Raw genomic sequence first — 19,772 nt, forward strand, 5'->3', positions numbered from 1 at the left:
GCACCGTGGCCGGCGTCGATGGGGAGGCTTTGTGCGCTGCCGTCCACACGACGTCGAGGAGAGCCTGTCGCGGCCGCGATCTCCTCTGGTACAACACGCCGGGGCTTCAGGGGGACGCGATGCGCATCAGGATCCTCGCCGTAGACGACCACCCGCTGGTGCGCATGGGCATCGGTGCGCTCATCGAAAGCGAGCACGACATGGAACTCGTCGGCGAGGCCCCGGACGGCGCCTCGGCCTTGCGCCTGTTCGAGACGCTGCGCCCCGACGTCACCCTGCTCGACCTGCAGTTGCCCGATGTCACCGGCCTCGACGTGCTGCGCATGATGAAGGCGTCGCGCCACGACGCCCGCATCCTCGTGCTGACCACGTGGCGTGGCGACGTCAACGCGCGCAACGCACTCGCCCTCGGCGCAGCGGGCTACCTGCTCAAGGGCACCGCGCGCCACGAACTCGCCCACGCGATCCGCGAGGCCGCCGCGGGGCGCCGCTGCGTGTCGCCCGACGTCGCCCTCGACATCGCCACCCACGTCGGCGACGAGCACCTCACCGATCGCGAATTGGCCATCCTCGACTCGGCTGCACGCGGCCTCGAGAACAAGCGCATCGCATCGGAGCTCGGCATCGGGCTGGAGACGGTCAAGTCGCATCTCGGCCACGTGTTCGACAAGCTCGGAGCACGCAACCGCACCGATGCGCTGCGCATCGCCACGCTGCGCGGCCTGATCCGGTTCCCGGCCTGAAACGCGCACGCGCCCCCACTGTCGTCCTTGCGCTGGCGGCCTGCGCGATCGCCACGACGGCGGCGGCTGCCTCGGACGACGGCCATGCTCCGGTGCGTCCGTCGCTGCGCGACCAGGGCTACATCGCGACGACCTGGGGACGACGCGAAGGCGTACCTCCCGGGCTCGACCGCATCCTCACCACGCCGGACGGCCTGCTCTGGGTCGTCGCCGCGCCGGCCCTGTACCGCTTCGATGGCGCCCGCATGACGCGCGTGCTCGACGCCGAAGGCGCCCCCCTCGACGTGCTGCGCGTTCAAGGCACGGACGTGGCCGGCGACGGCGCGTTGTGGATCACCTCGCGCGACGGCGTGATCCTGCGCATCGACGCGCAGGACCAGCGCCGCTACGACGCGGACGACGGACTGCCCGCGGGCACCGTCATCCAGAACGTCGCCCGCGCGCGTGACGGCGGGCCTGCCCTGGCCGCGACCGCGGCGGGCCTCTATGCCTTGCGCGAGGACCGCTGGCATCCGGTCGGTCCGGCTGAACTCGCCGGCAGGAAGATCTACGCGGTCGAGATCGATGCGCACGCCGCATGGCTCATCGTCGAAGGCGAGCTGTGGCGGATGGATCCGGGCCTCGGCACGGCGCACCGCGTGAGAACCCTCGACGATGCGGTGCTCGCCGGACTCGTATCCGATGCGTCCGGGCAGGCATGGCTCTGGCAGCGCGCCGGCGACGACAACCTGTGCCGCCTCGACGCCGACATCGCGTGCGAACGCGCCGACGCGATGGTGCTGCCCCATTTCGATGCCGAGGGCGTCGCGTGGTGGACGAGCGGCCAGCACCTGCTGTCGCTGAAGCCGCGACGCGCGGCAAGCGATGCCACGTCCGGGACCCGCCAACTCGACACCGGCGTGAGCCTGAGCGGGCGTGTCGCCGTGATGGCCGACGGCAGCCATTGGCTCGAGGCCAGCGGCAAGATGCTGCATGTGCGCCCCACGCCGGTGATGCGCGTGCCCGCGATGTCCGGCGCGGTCGTACGCGCCACGGAGGGCGATGTATGGGTCGCCGGCTTCACGAACAGCCTGCGGCGCATCGGCCGCGCGCCCGGGAACGCACCGCTCGTCGTCGACCGCGAAGGCCATGCATCGCTCGCGTCCGTCGCCCGCGATGGCGACATGCCGGCATCGGTCGCGATCGCCGACCTGCTGCGCAGTCGACCGGTCGTGCTCGAACGGTTCGACGACCTGCCGCAGACGGTCGTGCGCCTCGACCGGACACCCGATGGGCGCACCTGGCTGGCGACGCTGGCGCCGCCATCGCTGTGGTCGTTCGACGGCAAGACCTGGGCACCGCACGCGCTGCCGGCGCTCTCGAAGGGCGCCGTGATCCGAACCGTCGCACAGGATGTCGAGGGCCGCGTGCTGCTCGCCCTGCTCCGCGACGCCGAAGGCCTCTACCGATTCGAACACGACGCGTGGGCACCGATCGCGTGGCGGCCGCCGGCCGGGCCTGCGGAGCTGCGCGCGATGGCGCTCGATCGCGAGGGCACGATCTGGATCAGCCACGGCGGCACGACGGTGATGGCGATCCGCGACGGCGAGCGCGTCGCGCACGGCGCCGGATCGGGGCTCGACATCGGCGTGACCGGGCTGCTCGTCGCGATCGACGGCGACATCTGGGTCGCCGGCGAACGCGGTGTCGCGCGACGCCGTGATGGCCGCTTCGACACGCTGCGCTTCGATGCACTCCGCCCGCTGACCTCGATCTCCGGCCTCGAGGTGGACGACGACGGCGCACTCTGGATCGCCAGCGCGCAAGGCCTCGCACGCATCACGCGCGACGATCTCGACGAGGCCTTCGCACGACCCGCGGGCGCCACCGTGTACACGATGCTCGACGATCGCGAGGGCATCGACCACGCGATCGTCGACACCGCACCGTCCCCCGCGCTGCACAAGGCGGCAGACGGCGCGCTGTGGCTTTACACCAACCATGCGCTCTACCGCATCCTTCCGCGCGAGGTACCGGCCGGTGTGGCGGCGCCGCCGTTGCGGGTGGCCGCCTGGCAGGCGGACGGCGAGCGCCTCGCGGGTGCACAGGCGCCGCCCGGGTCGACGCGGCTGGTCGCGGCGATCGATGTGCTCGGCCCGGCCGTGGCGGATCGCACGCGCCTGCGCTACCGCGTACCGGCGCTCGACGAGGACTGGCATCCACTCGCCGGGCGCGATCTCGTGCTCGAGCGCGTACCTCCCGGAACCTATGCACTCGAACTGCAGGCGAGCGACGAGCGTGGCGCGTGGACCGGTGCGGTGACCTCCTCGACGATCACCCTCGCGCCGCTGTTCCGCGAGACCACGTGGGCGAAGCTGCTGTTCGCGCTCGCCATCGCGACGGTCGTGGCGGTCCTCGTGGCGACGCGCATCCGGCGCGTCGCGGCGCGCGAGCGCGGCCTCGCCGACGCACGGTTGCGCGAACGCGAACGCATCGCGCGCGAGATCCACGACACCTTGCTGCAAGGCGTCAGCGGCCTGCTCATGACGATGCAGGGCGTCGCGCGTCGCATCGGTCCCGACCACGCGGCGAGCGGCAAGCTCGACGCCAACATCGCGATCGCCGAGCGCGTGCTCGCCGACGGCCGCGACCGCGTCGCCGCGTTGCGTTCGAGCGACGACGGTGCGCCCTCGCTCGAACACGCCCTCGAGATGCATGCGCGCGATCTCGCGAGCGAACACGCCGTCGCGTGCAGCGTGCACGTCGACGGCACGCCACGCACCCTGCACGTGCGCGTGCGCGACGAACTGCTGCAGATCGGCCGCGAAGCGCTCACGAACGCATTCCGGCACGCCGAGGCGACGCGCATCGTCGTGCGGCTCGACTACGGCGACGAGGTCCTGGTGCTGCAGGTCGCGGACGACGGCTGCGGCATGCGCGACGACGCCGCGGACGAGCGCACACGCTGGGGCGTGAAAGGCATGCACGAGCGCGCGAGCCTCGCCGGCGCGAGGCTGTCCATCGACGGTATCGACGGTGGCGGCGTGCGCGTGACGGTGGTCACGCCGGCGCGGCGTGCATACCGCGATGCCGACGCCGGTCGGACCCGCGGATGGCGACGCTTCGGCGGTTCCTTCGCCGCCTCGCGAACCGACGACTGACACCCCGGCACGCCGGCGTGTCGCGCCGCCGACGACGTGCATTCAGCGGTTCGGCTTGCCCGACAGGTCGAGCTTGCCCGTCGCGACCTTGAACACGTCGACCACGCACAGCAGCGGCGCGTGCACGCTCGCGTTGACGCGAAGGCCGGCGGTCACTCCGTCGAAGCCCGCAGCGGTGACCACGCCGATGTCGTCGAACGGGACCTTGACCTCGACCGTGTCGGCCGAGAGCGTCGGACTCCAGCCGGGGCTGTCGAGCAGGATCGGGAAACCAGGCCAGGTCTTCGGCAGGCGCGGCTTCGCACCGTCGGGGATGTCGACGACACCGAGCGCATCCTTGCCGCAGGCCGGCGTCGGCTTGAGCACGACCCAGTGGCTGTGCCAGAGATCGCCATCGTTGTCGAGGCGACCGTCGCCGTTCTCGTCGTAGAGCGGCGTGTCGTCGAAATCGGGATGCGAGGTGACGGCCATCGCGAGGATGCCTGCACCGCGCTCGAAACCGACCTCGTAGGGATCGATCGTCGTCGGCCAGACGTAGGAGAACACGTCGCTGCCGGCGAGCTTGCCGGTCGCCGAAGGCCTGGTCGCGCCGGCCTTGCCTGACACGGCCATGTGGAACGTCGCGACCCTGCCTTCGGTAGTGATCTTCGTGTGCACGATGTCGAAGTCGGCTCGCACGGCCTTGTCGGGGGTGGTGGCGACGCCGCCGGCGTGCTTCTTCGGCGAGGCCTCGCCACCGTGCGATGCGCCTTCGTGGGCGGATACCGCGAGTGGAAGCGACAGCGCGGCGAGCGCGGCGTGGCACGCGGAACGGAGGATGCGTGAGCTGACCATGGTGGAACTCCCTGGGATGAACGGGTGGCGCGTGGCGACTCGGGCGCGACGCGGAAGCCTCAGCGCGAGGTATCGTCGTGCACGGCGTCGAAAGCCGGCGGCGCATCGTCCGCCGCGGGAACGCCATCGAGTCCGAGCGCACGCGCGACGCCCTCGCCGTAGGCGGGATCGGCGAGCGCGCAATGGCGTGCGTGGCGACGGCGGATCGGCAACGGCGCATCGCCGAACGAGCGTGCCGTGTTGGCGAACAAGGCTTCGCGCTGCGCCTCGGACATCATCCGGAACAGCGCGCCGGGCTGCTCGAAAGGGTCGTCGTCGACACGATGGTCGTGATGGTCGGCGGCGCCTTCGAGTGGCAGCGCGGGAGAACGCAGGTCGGGGCGATCGCGCCACTCGTCATGACCGTTCGGGAAGTAGCTCGTGGTGCCTCCGAGGTTACCGTCCGTGCGCATCGCGCCGTCGCGGTGGAACGCGTGCACCGGGCAGCGCGGCGCGTTGACGGGAATGTGGTGGAAGTTGACGCCGAGCCGGTAGCGCTGCGCGTCGCCGTACGAGAACAGCCGCGCCTGCAACATGCGATCCGGCGAGAAGCCGATGCCCGGCACGACGTTGGCCGGCGTGAAAGCGGCCTGCTCGACCTCGGCGAAGACGTTCCCGGGATTGCGGTCGAGCTCGAGCACGCCGACCTCGATCAGCGGAAACTCGGCCTTGGGCCACACCTTGGTCACGTCGAACGGATGGTGGCGATGCGCGCGCGCCTGCGCCTCGCTCATCAGCTGGACGCACAGCGTCCAGCGCGGGAAATCACCTCGCTCGATCGCCTCGAACAGGTCGCGATGGTGGCTCTCACGGTCGCCGCCGACGATCGCCGCGGCTTCGGCGTCGGTCAGGTTGGCGATGCCTTGCGCGCTGCGCAGGTGGAACTTCACCCAGGTGCGGCGTCCGTCGGCGTCGACGAGGCTGAAGGTGTGGCTGCCGAAGCCGTGCATGTGACGGTAGTCGCGCGGAAGGCCGCGATCCGACATCACGATCGTGACCTGATGCAGCGCTTCGGGCAGCAGCGTCCAGAAATCCCAGTTGTTCGTCGCGCTGCGAAGGCCCGTGCGCGGATCGCGCTTGACCGCATGGTTGAGGTCGGGGAAACGCAGCGGATCGCGGAAGAAGAACACCGGCGTGTTGTTGCCGACGAGGTCCCAGTTGCCCTCCTCGGTGTAGAACTTGACCGCGAATCCGCGTATGTCGCGCTCGGCATCGGCCGCGCCACGCTCGCCCGCGACCGTCGAGAAACGCACGAACACGGGCGTCTGTTTGCCGATCCCGGCGAACAGCGCCGCACGTGTCCAGGGCGTGATGTCGCGGGTGACCGTGAACGTGCCGTAGGCACCGGCGCCCTTGGCGTGCATGCGCCGCTCGGGGATCACCTCGCGATCGAAGTGCGCTAGCTTCTCGATCAGCCACACGTCCTCGAGCAGGGTCGGCCCACGCGGACCGGCCGTGCGCACGTTGAGGTTGTCGGCGACCGGGCAGCCGCTGGCGTGGGTGAGGCGAGGCGGACGCATCGGCGGTTTCCGTTCGACGTGCAGGAGCGCCTCGCCAGCGTGCAGGGCGACGCGGCCCTCGTCGTGCCCGCAACGACGGAGACGCCGCTCCCCCGGACGGGGGAGTGGCGTGGTCCGCGCGCGACGCCGGCCCGGATCAGCCTTCGGACATGCGCGGCGTCACGCGCAGCAACGTGCCGGCCTCGCCCTCGGTCAGCACGAGGATCGCGCCGTCCGCGTCGACCCTCACGTCACGCAGGCGCTCGCCGCGTTCTTGCAGCAGGCGTTCCTGCCGCACGACGACGCCGTCGCGGCGCACGACGCGGCGCAGTGCGCGCTCCTTGAGTGCCGGCACGAGCAGGTCGCCGTTCCACGCGCGGAAGTGTCCGCCTCGATGGATCGCGAGGCCGGCCGGCGCGATCGACGGCACCCATGCGAGTTCGGGATCGCGGTAGCCTTCGAGGCTGCGGAACGGCGACACGCGCGCGAACGGGTAATCGATGCCGTCGGTCACGACCGGCCAGCCGTAGTTGCCACCCGCGACGATGCGGTTGATCTCGTCGCCGCCGCGCGGGCCGTGCTCGCTGACGAAGAGGTCGCCCGTCGACGGATCGGCGGCGATGCCCTGCACGTTGCGATGGCCGAGACTGAGGATCTCCGGACGTGCGTTCGGAACACCGACGAACGGATTGTCGGCCGGCACACGCCCGTCGCGATCGAGACGCACGAGCGTGCCGAGTGGGTTGGCGAGGTTCAGTGCCTCCTCGCGGCGTGCACTGCCGTCGCCGAGCGTGAGCACGAGCGAGCCGTCGCCGAGCCACGCGATGCGACCGCCGCTGTTGCCGGCCGAAGGCCTCGGCGGCGTCTCGAACAGCACCTGCACGTCGTCGAGGCGGTCGTCGCGCAGCGTCGCGCGCACGAGGCGCGTGCCGATCGCGCCGCGTTCGCCGTAGGCCATGCTCAGGTAGAGCCGGCCGTTGTCCGCGAAGGCCGGATCGATCACGACATCCATGAGCCCCGTCGTGCGGCCCTGGTGATGGATCGGCGGCAGCGCATCGGTGGCGATCACCGCACGACCGCCGTCGCGCGCGATCGCGAGCAGCCGGCCGCGCATCTCGGTGACGAGCAGGCGGCCGTCCGGCAGCGGCGCGAGCGACCACGGGCGATCGAGGCCTTCGGCGATCACGTCGACGTCGTACGTGCGCGGATCGACGTCGACGACGGGCTCGGCCACGCGCGGTGCCGCCACGACGAACGACACGACAGGTGCGAGCACGAGCAGGAGTCCCAGCGCATGCGCTCGCCAGCCGAGTCGGCGCCCGCCCGCTTCGCGTCGCGCCATCGACCGCATTGCCGCGACATACGTCAAGCCACCTGCGACGCCGGTCAGCGCCATGAAAAGGTGATGCCAAGGATCGCGCGTGCCGGGAATGGCCGGCATCGGGATCACGGAGCGCATGAGTCCGAACACCGACCACAACGCCGCGAACGCGAGCACGGCGAACACGACGGCACTTCGGCGCGACGCGACGCCCACGACCCGATGCGCGATCACGAACGCAGGCAGCAGTGCGCCGGCCGCGATGCCGACCATGACCGGCCCGAAGCGTGCGAGATCCTCGAGCGTGGTCCACGCACGCAAGGCCCCGCTCACCTCGGCGCCGAGCGCGGTGATCGCCGCGAGATTCAGCTGGGTCTGCAGGACGCTCGCGAGCACGGCCGTGGCGACGGCGGCGAGCATGAAGGCCGGAAAGCGCGGAGCGGCGCGTGACACGTGGATGACCATGGATTCGACGGCGAGTGAAGTGGACGACCCGCCGGCATGCCCGCGGCCTGCGAGCATAGCGCGGGAGTACCGCGCCGATCCCGTCCACGCACGGCGTCACGGCATGAGAAGACACCGCGCGAACGACGCCTCCGAAACGATGGGATCACACGCACGAGGCACGATCCTTGAGCAATACCCACCTTCGAAAACGTGCACGTCGCGTTGCGGAATGACGCCGACGCCTGCCCTTATGGTTCGCGCGCCGCGTCCTTTCCGCGACACCGCCGACGCATCCTCGTGCCGCGTACGAGGATGCCCCGCACCACATGCGCTCAGAACCCGCGCGAGAACCCGACGAATACGGAACCCGATCCGTCGCTGTCGCGCTCGACGAGAGGGCTGTCGGTGATCTCGTCAGGCAGGCTGCTGTACTTGAACGACGCCATCATCGACCAGCGCGTGCCGAGCGGGCGGAAGTAGGAGAGGCCGACGTGTGGGATCGTCGCCGAGCCGGGACGATACGCGATCACGCCGCGCGCGATCTCCTCGTCGAGCGTGCCGTAGTAATAGTTCGCCATGTCCTTGGACAACCACGTGACGCCGACGGCGGGGGTCAGTCGCCCGTTGCCAAGCGGGATCGGATAGCCGTACTGCACGGACGCCTCCTGGCCGCCGCTGGTGTCGGTCGCATCGGCGAGCAGCTCGACCTCGAGCTCGCCGGCGGCACCGCGCCAGGTCATGCCGAGTCCCGCGTCGAAGCCGAGGTCGCGGTCCTCGAGCAGGCGGTAGTCGATGCCGTTGGCGGCGAGCTCGCGCCGGCCGAGGTCCTTCACGTCGAAGCCGTCGAAGCGGAACTTGCCGATCGCCGACAGCTCGAGCGACTCGCTTCCGAACAGGCGGAATCCCGCGGTGATGCCCTTGAACGAGAAGCGCTCGCCCTGGTAGCTGACCAACGGGATCGGCATCACGCGCGTGCCCTCGCCCGCATACGGACTGTCGGTGAGCATCGCGGCGACGCCGAGGCTCCATCGCGGCGGACCGCCGGGGCCTTCGCCGTCGGGTCCGCCCTCCTGGGCGAGAACAGGGGACGACATCGCGCCGATCGACAGCAGGCAAAGGGTACGGAACATGGTGAGCGGACCTCTCGAAGGGGGAATGTTCGCGGGCCTCGACGTCCACGCGATCGCGCGCAGCGCAGGCCTCGCGAACAGCATGGAGGTTCGATGTCGTGGCCTTGTCGGCCGTTCGTGAGGACGATGTCGTCGGCGATGCGCCTCGACGTGCACGCTTGGCTCTGCGCTCACCCACTCCCGGCATCCATGCGCGCAGACAGGACGGAGATCAGGTGCGGATCACGCTCGCAACCACATCGAGCCGCGCCTGTGTGCCCCCGTGTGCGCCGGGATCGATCGACAAGGTCCAACCGAAACGCTCGCAGATGCGACCTATCAGGAACAGGCCGAGCCCCTGCCCGCGCGTCGGCGCGGCGTTGCGCAGGCTGTCGCGGTAGCGTCGCGCCGCCTCGACCGGATCGAAACCGCGGCCCGAGTCCGTCACCGTGACGACGCCGCCGGCGAGCGACAGCTCGACGCTGCCGCTTCCGGTGTTCTCGACTGCATTGCGCACGAGGTTGCTGATCGCGATCCGCAGCATCGCCTCGGGCACCGCGACGAACGTCGGTTCGAGCACACCGGCATGCAGGCGTGCGTCCTTGTCGCGTAGCAGGTGCTCGTGGTCGCGCACGAGGCGCGGCAGCAGCTCGTGCAGTGCCGTGACGTCGGCGGGCCGTGCGTCCGCGACCGGTTCCCGCGCGAGGTAGAGCAGCGCAACCATCGTCTCCGAAAGGTCGCCGACGGCGTGCTCGATGCGCGCCAGCACGGGCTTCGCGGCATCGGCCAGCGGCATGCAGTGGAGCACGTCGACCGCACCCGCGATCACCGCGATGGGGGTGCGGAACTCGTGGCTGGCCTGATCGAGCAGGCTGCGCTCGCGCGCCATGAACTGCTCGACGCGGTCGAGGTGCGCGTTGCTGGCCTGCGCGATGACCTGGATCTCCTCGCGCTTGTAGTCGGTCGGCAACCGCGCGCCCTTGTCGCGCGGCTCGATCGCGCGCATGCGTTCGGCGAGATCGCGCACGGGGCGCACGAGGTTCGCATGCAACCAGGCGATCAGGCCGCCGATCAGCAGCGCGACGACGAGCGCCCAGACGGTGCTGAGGACCGAGTAGCGGTTCTGCTGCCCCTCGAGCTCCTCGATCGCGATCTCGGTCACGAGCCTTCCGGGGGCGAGGTCGACGACGAGCGCATGGAAACTGTCGCGCCCGCTGAAGGCCTCGTCGGTCATGAACACGCCGTAGCCGTTCTCGGTCGAGTACGCGCCGGGCGGGAGATTGCGCAGGTAGGAAGGAGCATCCGGCACGGGTCCTTCGCCCTGCGTGTACCACGATCGCACCAGGCCCTCGTGCGGCAACGATGCCCCCTCGCCGGCACGGATGCGCGCGGCGTGATCGGCCGACACCGAATCGAGCAACCCGACCCAGAAACGGTGCTCGATGAGGTGCTGGCTGCTGAAGTTCTGGATCGCGAGCGCCGCCAGCATCGCGACGCCGAACGTGGTCATCGCGATGCTGACCCACCAGTAGACGCTGCGCGGTTTCGAACGCGGGGCCATGGCTCAACCGGGTTCGCAGAGGCGGTAACCCTCGCCGGGCACCGTGTGCAGGATCGGGGCCTCCGTACCGGTCTCGATGGCCTTGCGCAGCACGTGCATGTGCGAGCGCAACAGGTCGGTCCCGGGGACGCCTTCGCCCCAGGCCGCGTGCTCGAGACGCGCGCGCGTGACGACATGCGGGCTGTTGCGCATGAGCAGCTCGAGCAGGCGACGCCCCGTGCGCGCGAGCTCGATGCGCCTGCCACCGCGGCGGACCTCGAGCGTGCCGACGTTGAACGTCAGGTCACCCACCGCGAGCACGTCGTCCGACGCGACCGACTGGCGCCGCCGCGCGACCAGCGCGCGCAGGCGGACTTCGATCTCGGGCAGCGCGACCGGCTTGACGAGGTAATCGTCGAGACCGGCCTCGAAACCGTCGATCTTGTCCTCGAGCTGGTCGCGTGCGGTCAGCATGATCACGGGAACGCGCTTCTTCGCATCGCCGCGCAGGCGCTTGAGCACCGTGAGGCCGTCCAGGCGCGGCAGGTTCCAGTCGAGCACGATCGCGTCGTAGTCGCGCGACGCGGCGAGATGCAGGCCGGAGATGCCGTCGGGCGCGGCGTCGAGCTCGTGCCCGCAGGCCTCGAGGTAGTCGTAGAGATTCGCCGCGAGCTGGGCGTTGTCCTCGATGATGAGGATCGACAGGGGTTCGGTGGTCATCGTGCTGATCCTCTGTGAAGCGTGGAATGCGCGCGCCGCCGGCGGCGTCGCGCGTTCCACCGGGAGACGCGCCGAGCCGGCACGATACCGCCACGACGGGCGATGCGGCGATGGCGCGATGCGCGGTCGGTGCGCGTGACGGCCATGTCAGGCCACGGCCTCGCGCACCCCGGCGGCGTCACGACGCGCACCGAACCCGCGGCGCAGGCGCTCCCCGGCGGCATCGACCACCGCCCAGGCGACCGGCACGACGACCAGGCACAGCATCGTCGAGGTCACCAGGCCGCCGATCACGACGATCGCCATCGGCGCACGGAAGCTCGGATCGGCCCCGAGGCCGAGCGCGATCGGCAGCATGCCCGCGCCCATCGCGAGCGTCGTCATGACGATCGGGCGTGCGCGCTTGCGGCAGGCATCGAGGATCGCGCGATGGCGGCTGAATCCATGGTCACGTCGTGCGATGACGATGTAGTCGACGAGCAGGATCGCGTTCTTCGTGGTGATGCCCATGAGCGTGATGAGGCCGATCATCGACGGCATCGACAGCGTCGACCCGGTCGCGGCGAGCGCAGCGAACGCACCGGGGACCGACAGCGCGAGGGCGACCAGCACGGTCACCGGCTGCGCGAAGCCCTTGAGCAGCAGCACGAGCACCGCGTACACGCACAGCAGGCCCGCGAGCATCGCCACGCCGAATCCGGCGACGAGTTCGCCCATCACCTCGGCATCGCCGGCTGGCGCGAGGACGATGCCGCGCGGCAGCGAACGCAGGGACGGCAGGCGCGAGGCCAGCCGCTCTACCTCGCCCAGCGGCAATGCACCGAGTTCGACGTCGAGGCGCACGTTGCGCAGGCGATCGCGCCGCGTCAGCTCGGCCGGACCGCTCGCGAGCTGCAGATCGGCCACGCTCTCGAGCGGTACGGGACCGCGCGCGCCGGGCACCGGAAGGCGACGCAAGGTGTCGAGGTCGTCGCGACCGGCGTCCGCCAGGCGCACACGGATCGGCACACGGCGCTCACCGAGGTTGAGCTTCGCAAGATCGCGCACGTCGTCGCCCGAGGTGGCGATGCGCAAGGTCTGCGCGATCGCCGCGGTGGTCACGCCGAGGTCGGCGGCGCGCGCGAAATCGGGACGCACGACGAGCTCGGGACGCACGAGGCTCGCCGACGACGTCACCGCGCCGACGCCAGGCAGGCCGCGCAGCTCGCGCTCGACGACGGCGGCGTGGCGGGCCAGCGCCTCGCCGTCTTCCGACGCGAGCACGAGCGCGTAACCCTCGCTGCCTTCGCCCGTGCCGACGCGCACGCGCACGCCCGGCAGCACGGCCAGCGAGCGCCGCAGCGCGTGTTCGATCACGGAACGCGTGACGCCTCCACGATCGGCGCGCGGAGCGAGGTTCGCGGTCAGCATGGCCGTGGTGACGCCCGTCGCCGGCGCGGCCTCGTCGGGATCGCCCGACCCGCCGCCGGCGCCGACCGCCGTGTACACCGAGGTCACCAGCGGGTGCGCATCGAGGATCCGACGCGCCTGCTCCGCCGACGCGAGCGTGTCGGCGAGCGTGCTCCCGGGCGGCAACGACAGCGTCACCTGCGTGCGATGGCCGTCGTCGGGCGGCATGAACTCGCCGGGCAGCGTCGACGCGAGGGCGAGGCCCGCGACGACGAGCGCCACGGCGCCCGCGAGCGTGAGCACGCGATGGCGCAGGCACGCGACGACGAGGTGGAGATAGGCCGTCATCCCGTACGGGCGCACGGCGCGGCCGCTGGGCGCCCGCAGCAGGTAGGCGGCCATCATCGGCGTGAGCATGCGTGCGACGACGAGCGAGAACAGGATCGCCACCGAGGCGGTCCAGCCGAACTGCACGAAGTAGCGGCCGACGATGCCGCCCATGAGCGACGTCGGCACGAACACGGCGACCAGCGTGAACGTCGTCGCGACCACGGCGAGGCCGATCTCGTCGGCCGCCTCGGTGGCCGCGCGCATCGGCGTCTTGCCCATGCGCAGGTGGCGCTCGATGTTCTCGATCTCGACGATCGCATCGTCGACCAGCACGCCGACGACCAGCGACAAGGCCAGCAGCGACACCGTGTTGAGGGTGAAACCCATCAGGTGCATCGCGGCGAACGCGGGGATCACCGACAACGGCAAGGCGACCGCGGCGATGAAGGTCGCACGCGCGTCGCGCAGGAACAGGAACACGACGAACACCGCAAGCGCGGCGCCCTCGACGAGCAGCATCATCGAGCCCGCGTAGTTTTCCGCCACCGGATCGACGGCGTTGGCGGCTTCCTCGAACACGAGGTCGGGATGCTCGTCCGCAAGTCCGCGCAACGCATCACGCACCGCCGTGGCGACCTCGACCTCGCCCGCGCCGCGCGCGCGCAGCACGTCGAACGCGACCACCGGCACGCCGTCCAGCGCCGCCGCCGACCGCGGCTGCGCGATGGTGTCGGCGACACGCGCGACATGGTCGAGGCGGATGCGGCGGCCGTCGCCGAGCACGAGGTCCATCGCCGCGATCGCCTCGGCCGAATCGACCGTCCCGAGGGTGCGCACGGCATGTTCCGTGCGGCCGAGTTCGATGCGACCACCGGCGGCTTCCTGCTGCACCTCGCGCAACTGCCGCGACACGTCCGCGGCCGTCATGCCGAGCGCGATCAGGCGTGCGGGCTCGAGCGCGACGCGCACTTCGCGATCGACGCCACCGACACGCCGTACCGCGCCGACACCACGGACGGCGAGCAGCCGCCGCGTGACGTGGCTGTCGACGAACCACGACAGTGACTCGGCATCGCGCCGTGCCGACGACAGCGCGAACGTCAGCACCGGCGCGTCGGCGAGCTCGTTGCGCGTGATGACCGGATCGAGCAGGTCCGCCGGCAGCTCGCCACGCGTGCGCGACACCGCGTCGCGCACGTCGTCCATCGCCTCCTGCACGGGCTTGCCGACCTCGAACTCCGCGGACACCGTGGCGACGCCGTCGCCCAGCGTGCTGGCGACGTGCTTGATGCCCTGCAGCGTGGCGAGCGCGTCCTCGAGGCTGCGTGCCACATCGTTCTCGAGCTGCGTCGGCGACGCGCCCGGCCACTCGGCGCGGATCGTGACGATCGGGAAATCGATGTCGGGAAACGCCTGCACCTTCATCGCACGGAAGCCGCCGAGTCCGGCCAGCGTCAGCAGCACGAACAGCAACGTCGTCGCGATCGGATTGCGTATCGCCCAGGCCGATAAGCTCACGGACCGGCCCTCGTCGACGACGCGGCATCGGTGTCCGCCCTGCGCTGCGAGGACGTGATGGCCTGCTGGACGACATCGACGATGTCGCCTTCGGCGAGGAACGCGACGCCCGATGCGATGATCGGCTCCGCGGCGACGAGGCCTCGCGTGATCTCGACGCGGTCGTCGACCTGCCTGCCCACCGCGACCTTCGCGAACTGCACCTCGGAGCGCGCACCGACGCGCAGCACGTAGTGGAAACCTTCGCGCAGCAGCACCGCCGAGCGTGGCACGGTCAGCGCGGCCACGTCGCCGAGCACGATGTGGCCACTCGCGAAGGTTCCGGTGCGCAGGCCATCGACCGCCGGCAGGTCGATGTACGCCATGCCGTTGCGCGTCTGCGCGCCGACCACGGGGGCGAGCAGGCGCAGCCTGCCGCGCACGCGCCCATGACCCGGCACCTCGAGCACGGCCTCCTGGCCCGGTGCCAACCGCGCCATGTCGGCGAAGGCGACTTCGGCGCGCCACTCGAGGCGTCCCTTCCTGATGATGCGCAGCAGCTCCGTACCCGCCGGTGCGACCGCGCCGATCGTCGCGGTGCGCGACATGACGATGCCGTCGTCCGGCGCGAGGACGCGCGCATGGGCGAGCCGCAGCCGATGCCGGGCCGCGACGGCGCGCGAGGCTTCCAGGCGCGCGCGTGCGGTGGTCGCCGCGACGACCTGCTGCAGCACCTGCTGCACGGACAACGCGCCGGATCCCTCGAGGCGCCTCGCGCGCGCCGCGTTCGCGTCCGCTTCGGAGGCTTCCGCCTCGGCCTGCGCGACGGCCGCGACCGCCTCGGCGAGTTCGGCCTGCACGATGGAGGCATCGAACACGACGAGCACGTCCCCGCGTGTCACGCGGTCGCCGATGTCGGCACGCACGTCGACGATCCTCATGCCGTCGGACACCGCGCCGACGACGGCTTCCTGCCAGGCCACGATGTCACCCGTCGCGGCGACGCGTTCGGGAATCCTCATCTCGTGGACATGGGTGAGCGCGACCGACAGCACGGGCGCCGGTGGCGGGGCATCCGTGCCGGCATCGACACCCGGCGTGCACCCCGCGACGAGGAAGGCGAGGCACGGCAAGCCGAGGCAGGAACGATACGGTCGAACGCGGATCATGCGGAAGCGGACTCCATGACGGGGCGATGCATGCCGACGCGGCAGCGCGTCGCAAGGATGGACGTCGTCCGTCGGGGATGTGTCGGGGCGGCCGGCCTGCGGACGCGTGCGCGGCGTCGGCGAGGCGCATCGCACCCGGTCGCCGCGAACCCTGAAGCGTGCATCACGCATGTCGCGGGAATGTCGTGGCAGCCGTCTGCGCCGAGAAGGCAGGGCGTCGCCCGATCCTCCAGGCGACGTCGCCGCGTAACCCTTCGAAGGGTTACGGAGAAATCCACGCTTCGACGAGGCGGGACGCAGGATCGCGTTGCCGAAGATCGACCGGGTACGGCGACGGTGCGACGGGCAGCGTGCGATCCATGCCACCACCCCGCGCGGTCGCGGCCCCTCGCACCGCCCCTTTCCGTGGGCGCAGGCAGGCGCAGCATCCCGGTCTGCGCGGAAGGGGATGCACGTGACGCTGTTCTTCTGGGACCGACAGGCGCAGGAGCAGCCGTTGCGCGAGCATCACCTCGTGCGGGCGCACATGGCCGCACCCCAGGTGCTCGCGGACTGGGAGGCCCGCGAAGCCGGCTACGCGCGACAGACGGTGATCCGGCACGCGGTCGGCGCCTGCGTGCCGTTGCTCGGTGTGACCGTGCTGCATTGGCCAGTCGGTGCCGTGGTCCTCGCACTCTTCCTGGACACGATCGTGATGTGGATGTGCGAGGTGCTCAAGACGCTGCTGGAGCCCCGCCGCACGCAGGTCGAACGCGCGGGCCTGCTCGAGGCACTCGACGTGCGCACGGTGATCCTTTCGATGAAGCAGCCTCGCCAGGCATTGCAGGCCCGTGGACACCGTGCCGACACGGCCCAGGTCGCCCTGCAGTACCGCTACGGCGCACTGCTGGAGCGAGAGGTCTACACACCGATGGAACAGCTCATCTTCATGATGTCCCTCGGCTTTCTCATGCTCGCACTGCTGGCCCTCGCGTGGGGCATGATGCCGGCCGCCTTTCCGGGACTGCTGGCCTCCGTCGCGCTGCGCATCGGCTTCAGCGTGCTCTCGATCCGTCGCGCCGCCCGGCGCGACGGTCCCGCTCCGGAATTGCTCGGGGAGACGCTCGAACCGTCCATCGCATTCTGGATCGTGCTGGGCGCTCTGTTCGTGTTCGGGATGCTCACGGACGGAAAGTACTTCAACATGCCCGTGGTGGGTGTCGGCGTGCTGATCCTCCACGCCCTGGCGACCCTGGTCATCGCGCGCATCGGCTGGCGCAACATCCACGCCTTCGTCGACGACCTGCGCCGCTTCGTCGTGCGGGACCGCCAGGAGATGCTCGAGCAACTGCAGCGCGTGAACGGGGACACGCGCGACGAGCGTTTCCCGCGCGCGTCCTAGATGGCGCTGCTCGCCGCGACACGCCGCAGCGGTCGCCGCGCGCGGAACGTCAGGATGCGGAGCGCTTCGCCTGCAGGCGCTTGCTCAGCGCGAGCGCGCCGAGGGTCGCGGCGGCACCCGACAGCAGGTAGACGCCGACATACGGCAGGCCGAGGCGTGCGCACAGGCCCAGCGCGACGAGCGGCGCGAACGCCGCACCGATCAGCCACGCGAGATCGGACGTCAGCGCGGCGCCCGTGTAGCGGTAGGCCGAGCCGAAGTTCGCCGTGACGGCTCCCGCCGCCTGGCCGTACGAGAGGCCGAGCAGCACGAAGCCGAGCAGGATGAAGACTGCCTGCCCCGCCCCGCCCGCGCCGAGCAGGTTCGGTGCGAAGCCGCTGTACACGGCGATCGCGATCGCGAGGCCGCGCAGCGTGCGCTCGCGGCCGATGCGGTCGGCGATCAGACCCGACGCCACCGTCGCGCCGCAGGCGAGGAATGCACCGCCGATCTGCAGCATGAGGAAGGCGTGGATCGGCTGCTCGGTGAACAGCATCACCCACGACAACGGGAAGATCGTCACGATGTGGAACAGCGCGTAACTGGCCAGCGCGGCGAACGCGCCGATCACGACGTGCCGTCCCTTCTCGCGCACGAGTTCGGCGACCGGCTTCGGCTCGAGTTCGAGCTCGCCCATGCGCTGCACGTACTCCTCGGCGACGACGATGCGCAGGCGCGCGAACAACGCCACGACGTTGATCGCGAACGCGACGAAGAACGGATAGCGCCAGCCCCAGTCGCGTACCTCGTCGGACGGAAGCGCGGCGTACAGGTAGGCGAACACGCCCGCGGCGACGATGAAACCGACCGGTGCACCGAGCTGGCCGAGCATCGCGTACCAGCCGCGGCGTTCCTTCGGTGCATTGAGCGCGAGCAGCGAAGGCAGGCCGTCCCACGAGCCGCCGAGCGCGATGCCCTGCAGCATGCGGAAGAATGCCAGCAGTGCGATCGAGGCGACGCCGAGCGTCGAGTAGCCGGGCAGGAACGCGATGCCGGCCGTCGCGGTGCCGAGCAGGAACAGCGCCGCCGTGAGCTTGGTGCCGCGGCCCCAGCGGCGCTGGATCCACATGAACAGCACGGTGCCGATCGGCCGCGTCACGAACGCGAGCGCGAACACGGCGAACGAGTACATCGTCGCGGTCAGGTGGTCGGTGAACGGGAAGAACAGCGTCGGGAACACCAGCGCCGAGGCGATGCCGTAGACGAAGAAGTCGAAGTATTCCGACGTGCGCCCGACCACGACGCCCACGGCGATCTCGCCCGGCGCGACGTCGGCGTGGGCCGTGCGTCCGTGGTCGTGGGTCGTGCCGTGATGCGACGGAGAGATGTGCATGGTGCGCGGAGACTCGGCGATGGTTCGTACGCATGGCGCGGTGGACGCGATGCCGCGACGCAAGCCTGACAGCCTCGCCGCGCGCAGGCGATAGGACAAAACGTCCAATCGTCAGGTCCGGCACGCGAGCCTACAGTGCCGCGCCATGAGACTCGCGCATGCCGCCTCCCGTGTCCTGAAGCTGACCAAGTCGCCGCGCCTGGCGCTGCCGCTCGGCCTGATGCCACTGCTCGCCGGCTGCAGCACCGTGGTGCTCGATGCGCCGGGCGACGTCGCGCGCCAGCAGGGCGACCTCATCGTGCTCGCGACGTGGCTCATGCTGATCGTGATCGTGCCGGTGATCGCGCTGACGCTGTTCTTCGCGTGGCGCTACCGCGCCTCGAACGCGCAGGCGAACTATCAGCCCGACTGGGACCATTCGACGCAGCTCGAGCTCGTGATCTGGGCCGTGCCGCTACTCATCATCATCGCGCTCGGCGCGGTCACGTGGATCACCACGCACACGCTTGATCCCTACCGTCCGCTGCGCCGGCTCGATGCCGAACGCCCCGTGCCGGCCGACGTGAAGCCGCTCGAGGTGCAGGTCGTCGCACTCGACTGGAAGTGGCTGTTCCTCTACCCCGAGCAAGGCATCGCGACGGTCAACGAACTCGCCGCGCCGATCGACCGCCCGATCCGCTTCACGCTCACCGGCACGTCGGTGATGAACGCGTTCTACGTGCCCGCGCTGGCCGGCATGATCTACACGATGCCGGGCATGGAGACGAAGCTGCACGCCGTGATCGCCACGCCGGGCGAGTACGAGGGCTTCTCGTCCAACTACAGCGGTGCCGGTTTCTCGCACATGCGCTTCCGCTTCCACGCCTTCGACGACGACGGCTTCGAGCAATGGACCGGCCGCGTGAAGCGCGAAGGCGCGACGCTGGACCGTGACCGTTACATGGTGCTCGAGCAGCCGAGCTCGCGCGATCCGGTGCGCCATTTCGCCAGCGTGGCACCGGGCCTGTACGACGCGATCCTCAACCGCTGCGTCGGCATCGACCACCTGTGCATGAACGAGATGATGGCGATCGACTCGGCCGGCGGCTTCGGCCTGGACGGGCTCGAAGCCCTCGTCCCGCGCAGCGCACCCGGTCCGTTCGGCGGTCCCTACGTCAGCGCGGAGGTGTGCCGCGTCGACACGCCGTCCGCGTTCCCGGCGAGCTTCATCGCCACGCCCGCCGCGCCCTGACGCGCCGCGCG

General features: G+C 70.6%; 13 protein-coding genes. 4 read left to right on the forward strand and 9 right to left on the reverse strand.

Annotation, left to right across the window (positions count from 1 at the left end; all coding sequences use genetic code 11):
• The first annotated feature begins 119 nt into the window (after positions 1 to 119).
• Together ACQQ2N_RS01780 and ACQQ2N_RS01785 are read left to right on the forward strand one after the other, a co-directional pair.
• The gene (locus ACQQ2N_RS01780; RefSeq protein WP_440223958.1) at positions 120 to 743 is read left to right on the forward strand and encodes a response regulator; all 624 of its coding nucleotides are present in this window, start codon (positions 120 to 122) and stop codon (positions 741 to 743) included.
• Positions 744 to 835: 92 nt separating this feature from the next.
• The gene (locus tag ACQQ2N_RS01785; protein WP_440223959.1) at positions 836 to 3,883 is read left to right on the forward strand and encodes a histidine kinase; all 3,048 of its coding nucleotides are present in this window, start codon (positions 836 to 838) and stop codon (positions 3,881 to 3,883) included.
• A 42-nt stretch (positions 3,884 to 3,925) separates the two neighbouring features.
• Here the strand turns inward: ACQQ2N_RS01785 and ACQQ2N_RS01790 are convergent, their stop codons facing one another.
• From ACQQ2N_RS01790 to ACQQ2N_RS01825, 8 genes are all read right to left on the reverse strand, one after another.
• Positions 3,926 to 4,717: a hypothetical protein gene (locus ACQQ2N_RS01790; protein ID WP_440223960.1), complete on the reverse strand. Its 792-nt coding sequence runs from the start codon at positions 4,715 to 4,717 to the stop codon at positions 3,926 to 3,928.
• A 59-nt stretch (positions 4,718 to 4,776) separates the two neighbouring features.
• A complete protein-coding gene (locus tag ACQQ2N_RS01795; RefSeq protein WP_440223961.1) occupies positions 4,777 to 6,276 on the reverse strand; it encodes a catalase in 1,500 nt (499 codons plus the stop codon).
• Between the two features lie 136 nt (positions 6,277 to 6,412).
• Positions 6,413 to 8,029, reverse strand: a complete 1,617-nt coding sequence (locus ACQQ2N_RS01800) for a PQQ-dependent sugar dehydrogenase (protein WP_440223962.1) — start codon at positions 8,027 to 8,029, stop codon at positions 6,413 to 6,415.
• Positions 8,030 to 8,355: 326 nt separating this feature from the next.
• Positions 8,356 to 9,153, reverse strand: coding sequence for a MipA/OmpV family protein (locus ACQQ2N_RS01805; RefSeq protein WP_440223963.1), 798 nt, complete (start codon positions 9,151 to 9,153; stop codon positions 8,356 to 8,358).
• A gap of 211 nt (positions 9,154 to 9,364) precedes the next feature.
• The gene (locus ACQQ2N_RS01810) at positions 9,365 to 10,693 is read right to left on the reverse strand and encodes a sensor histidine kinase (protein WP_440223964.1); all 1,329 of its coding nucleotides are present in this window, start codon (positions 10,691 to 10,693) and stop codon (positions 9,365 to 9,367) included.
• Positions 10,694 to 10,696: 3 nt separating this feature from the next.
• Positions 10,697 to 11,377: a response regulator transcription factor gene (locus ACQQ2N_RS01815; RefSeq protein ID WP_440225699.1), complete on the reverse strand. Its 681-nt coding sequence runs from the start codon at positions 11,375 to 11,377 to the stop codon at positions 10,697 to 10,699.
• 162 nt (positions 11,378 to 11,539) lie between these two features.
• Complete coding sequence (locus tag ACQQ2N_RS01820) at positions 11,540 to 14,629, reverse strand: efflux RND transporter permease subunit (RefSeq protein WP_440223965.1); 3,090 nt, start codon at positions 14,627 to 14,629, stop codon at positions 11,540 to 11,542.
• Complete coding sequence (locus ACQQ2N_RS01825; protein ID WP_440223966.1) at positions 14,626 to 15,777, reverse strand: efflux RND transporter periplasmic adaptor subunit; 1,152 nt, start codon at positions 15,775 to 15,777, stop codon at positions 14,626 to 14,628. The genes ACQQ2N_RS01820 and ACQQ2N_RS01825 overlap by 4 nt, the downstream gene beginning before the upstream one ends.
• A gap of 454 nt (positions 15,778 to 16,231) precedes the next feature.
• On the opposite strand from ACQQ2N_RS01825, the gene ACQQ2N_RS01830 reads away from it, so the two are divergent.
• Complete coding sequence (locus ACQQ2N_RS01830; protein ID WP_440223967.1) at positions 16,232 to 17,158, forward strand: hypothetical protein; 927 nt, start codon at positions 16,232 to 16,234, stop codon at positions 17,156 to 17,158.
• A 49-nt stretch (positions 17,159 to 17,207) separates the two neighbouring features.
• On the opposite strand, the gene ACQQ2N_RS01835 is transcribed toward ACQQ2N_RS01830, so the two are convergent.
• Positions 17,208 to 18,530: an MFS transporter gene (locus tag ACQQ2N_RS01835; RefSeq protein WP_440223968.1), complete on the reverse strand. Its 1,323-nt coding sequence runs from the start codon at positions 18,528 to 18,530 to the stop codon at positions 17,208 to 17,210.
• Between the two features lie 145 nt (positions 18,531 to 18,675).
• Here ACQQ2N_RS01835 and cyoA point away from each other — a divergent pair, with 145 nt between their 5' ends.
• Positions 18,676 to 19,761: a ubiquinol oxidase subunit II gene (gene cyoA / locus ACQQ2N_RS01840; protein ID WP_440223969.1), complete on the forward strand. Its 1,086-nt coding sequence runs from the start codon at positions 18,676 to 18,678 to the stop codon at positions 19,759 to 19,761.
• Positions 19,762 to 19,772: the final 11 nt, after the last annotated feature.

It is taken from the genome of Dokdonella aquatica, assembly GCF_051987395.1.
Classification (GTDB): Bacteria; Pseudomonadota; Gammaproteobacteria; order Xanthomonadales; family Rhodanobacteraceae; genus Dokdonella.

What these genes read in the sequence shown, in the direction of transcription:
- ACQQ2N_RS01780 (WP_440223958.1), top strand. Translation starts at nt 120, where the DNA reads ATGCGCATCAGGATCCTCGCCGTAGACGACCACCCGCTGGTGCGCATG.
- ACQQ2N_RS01790 (WP_440223960.1), bottom strand. Translation starts at nt 4,717, where the DNA reads ATGGTCAGCTCACGCATCCTCCGTTCCGCGTGCCACGCCGCGCTCGCC.
- ACQQ2N_RS01795 (WP_440223961.1), bottom strand. Translation starts at nt 6,276, where the DNA reads ATGCGTCCGCCTCGCCTCACCCACGCCAGCGGCTGCCCGGTCGCCGAC.
- ACQQ2N_RS01805 (WP_440223963.1), bottom strand. Translation starts at nt 9,153, where the DNA reads ATGTTCCGTACCCTTTGCCTGCTGTCGATCGGCGCGATGTCGTCCCCT.
- ACQQ2N_RS01810 (WP_440223964.1), bottom strand. Translation starts at nt 10,693, where the DNA reads ATGGCCCCGCGTTCGAAACCGCGCAGCGTCTACTGGTGGGTCAGCATC.
- ACQQ2N_RS01825 (WP_440223966.1), bottom strand. Translation starts at nt 15,777, where the DNA reads ATGATCCGCGTTCGACCGTATCGTTCCTGCCTCGGCTTGCCGTGCCTC.
- ACQQ2N_RS01835 (WP_440223968.1), bottom strand. Translation starts at nt 18,530, where the DNA reads ATGCACATCTCTCCGTCGCATCACGGCACGACCCACGACCACGGACGC.
- cyoA (WP_440223969.1), top strand. Translation starts at nt 18,676, where the DNA reads ATGAGACTCGCGCATGCCGCCTCCCGTGTCCTGAAGCTGACCAAGTCG.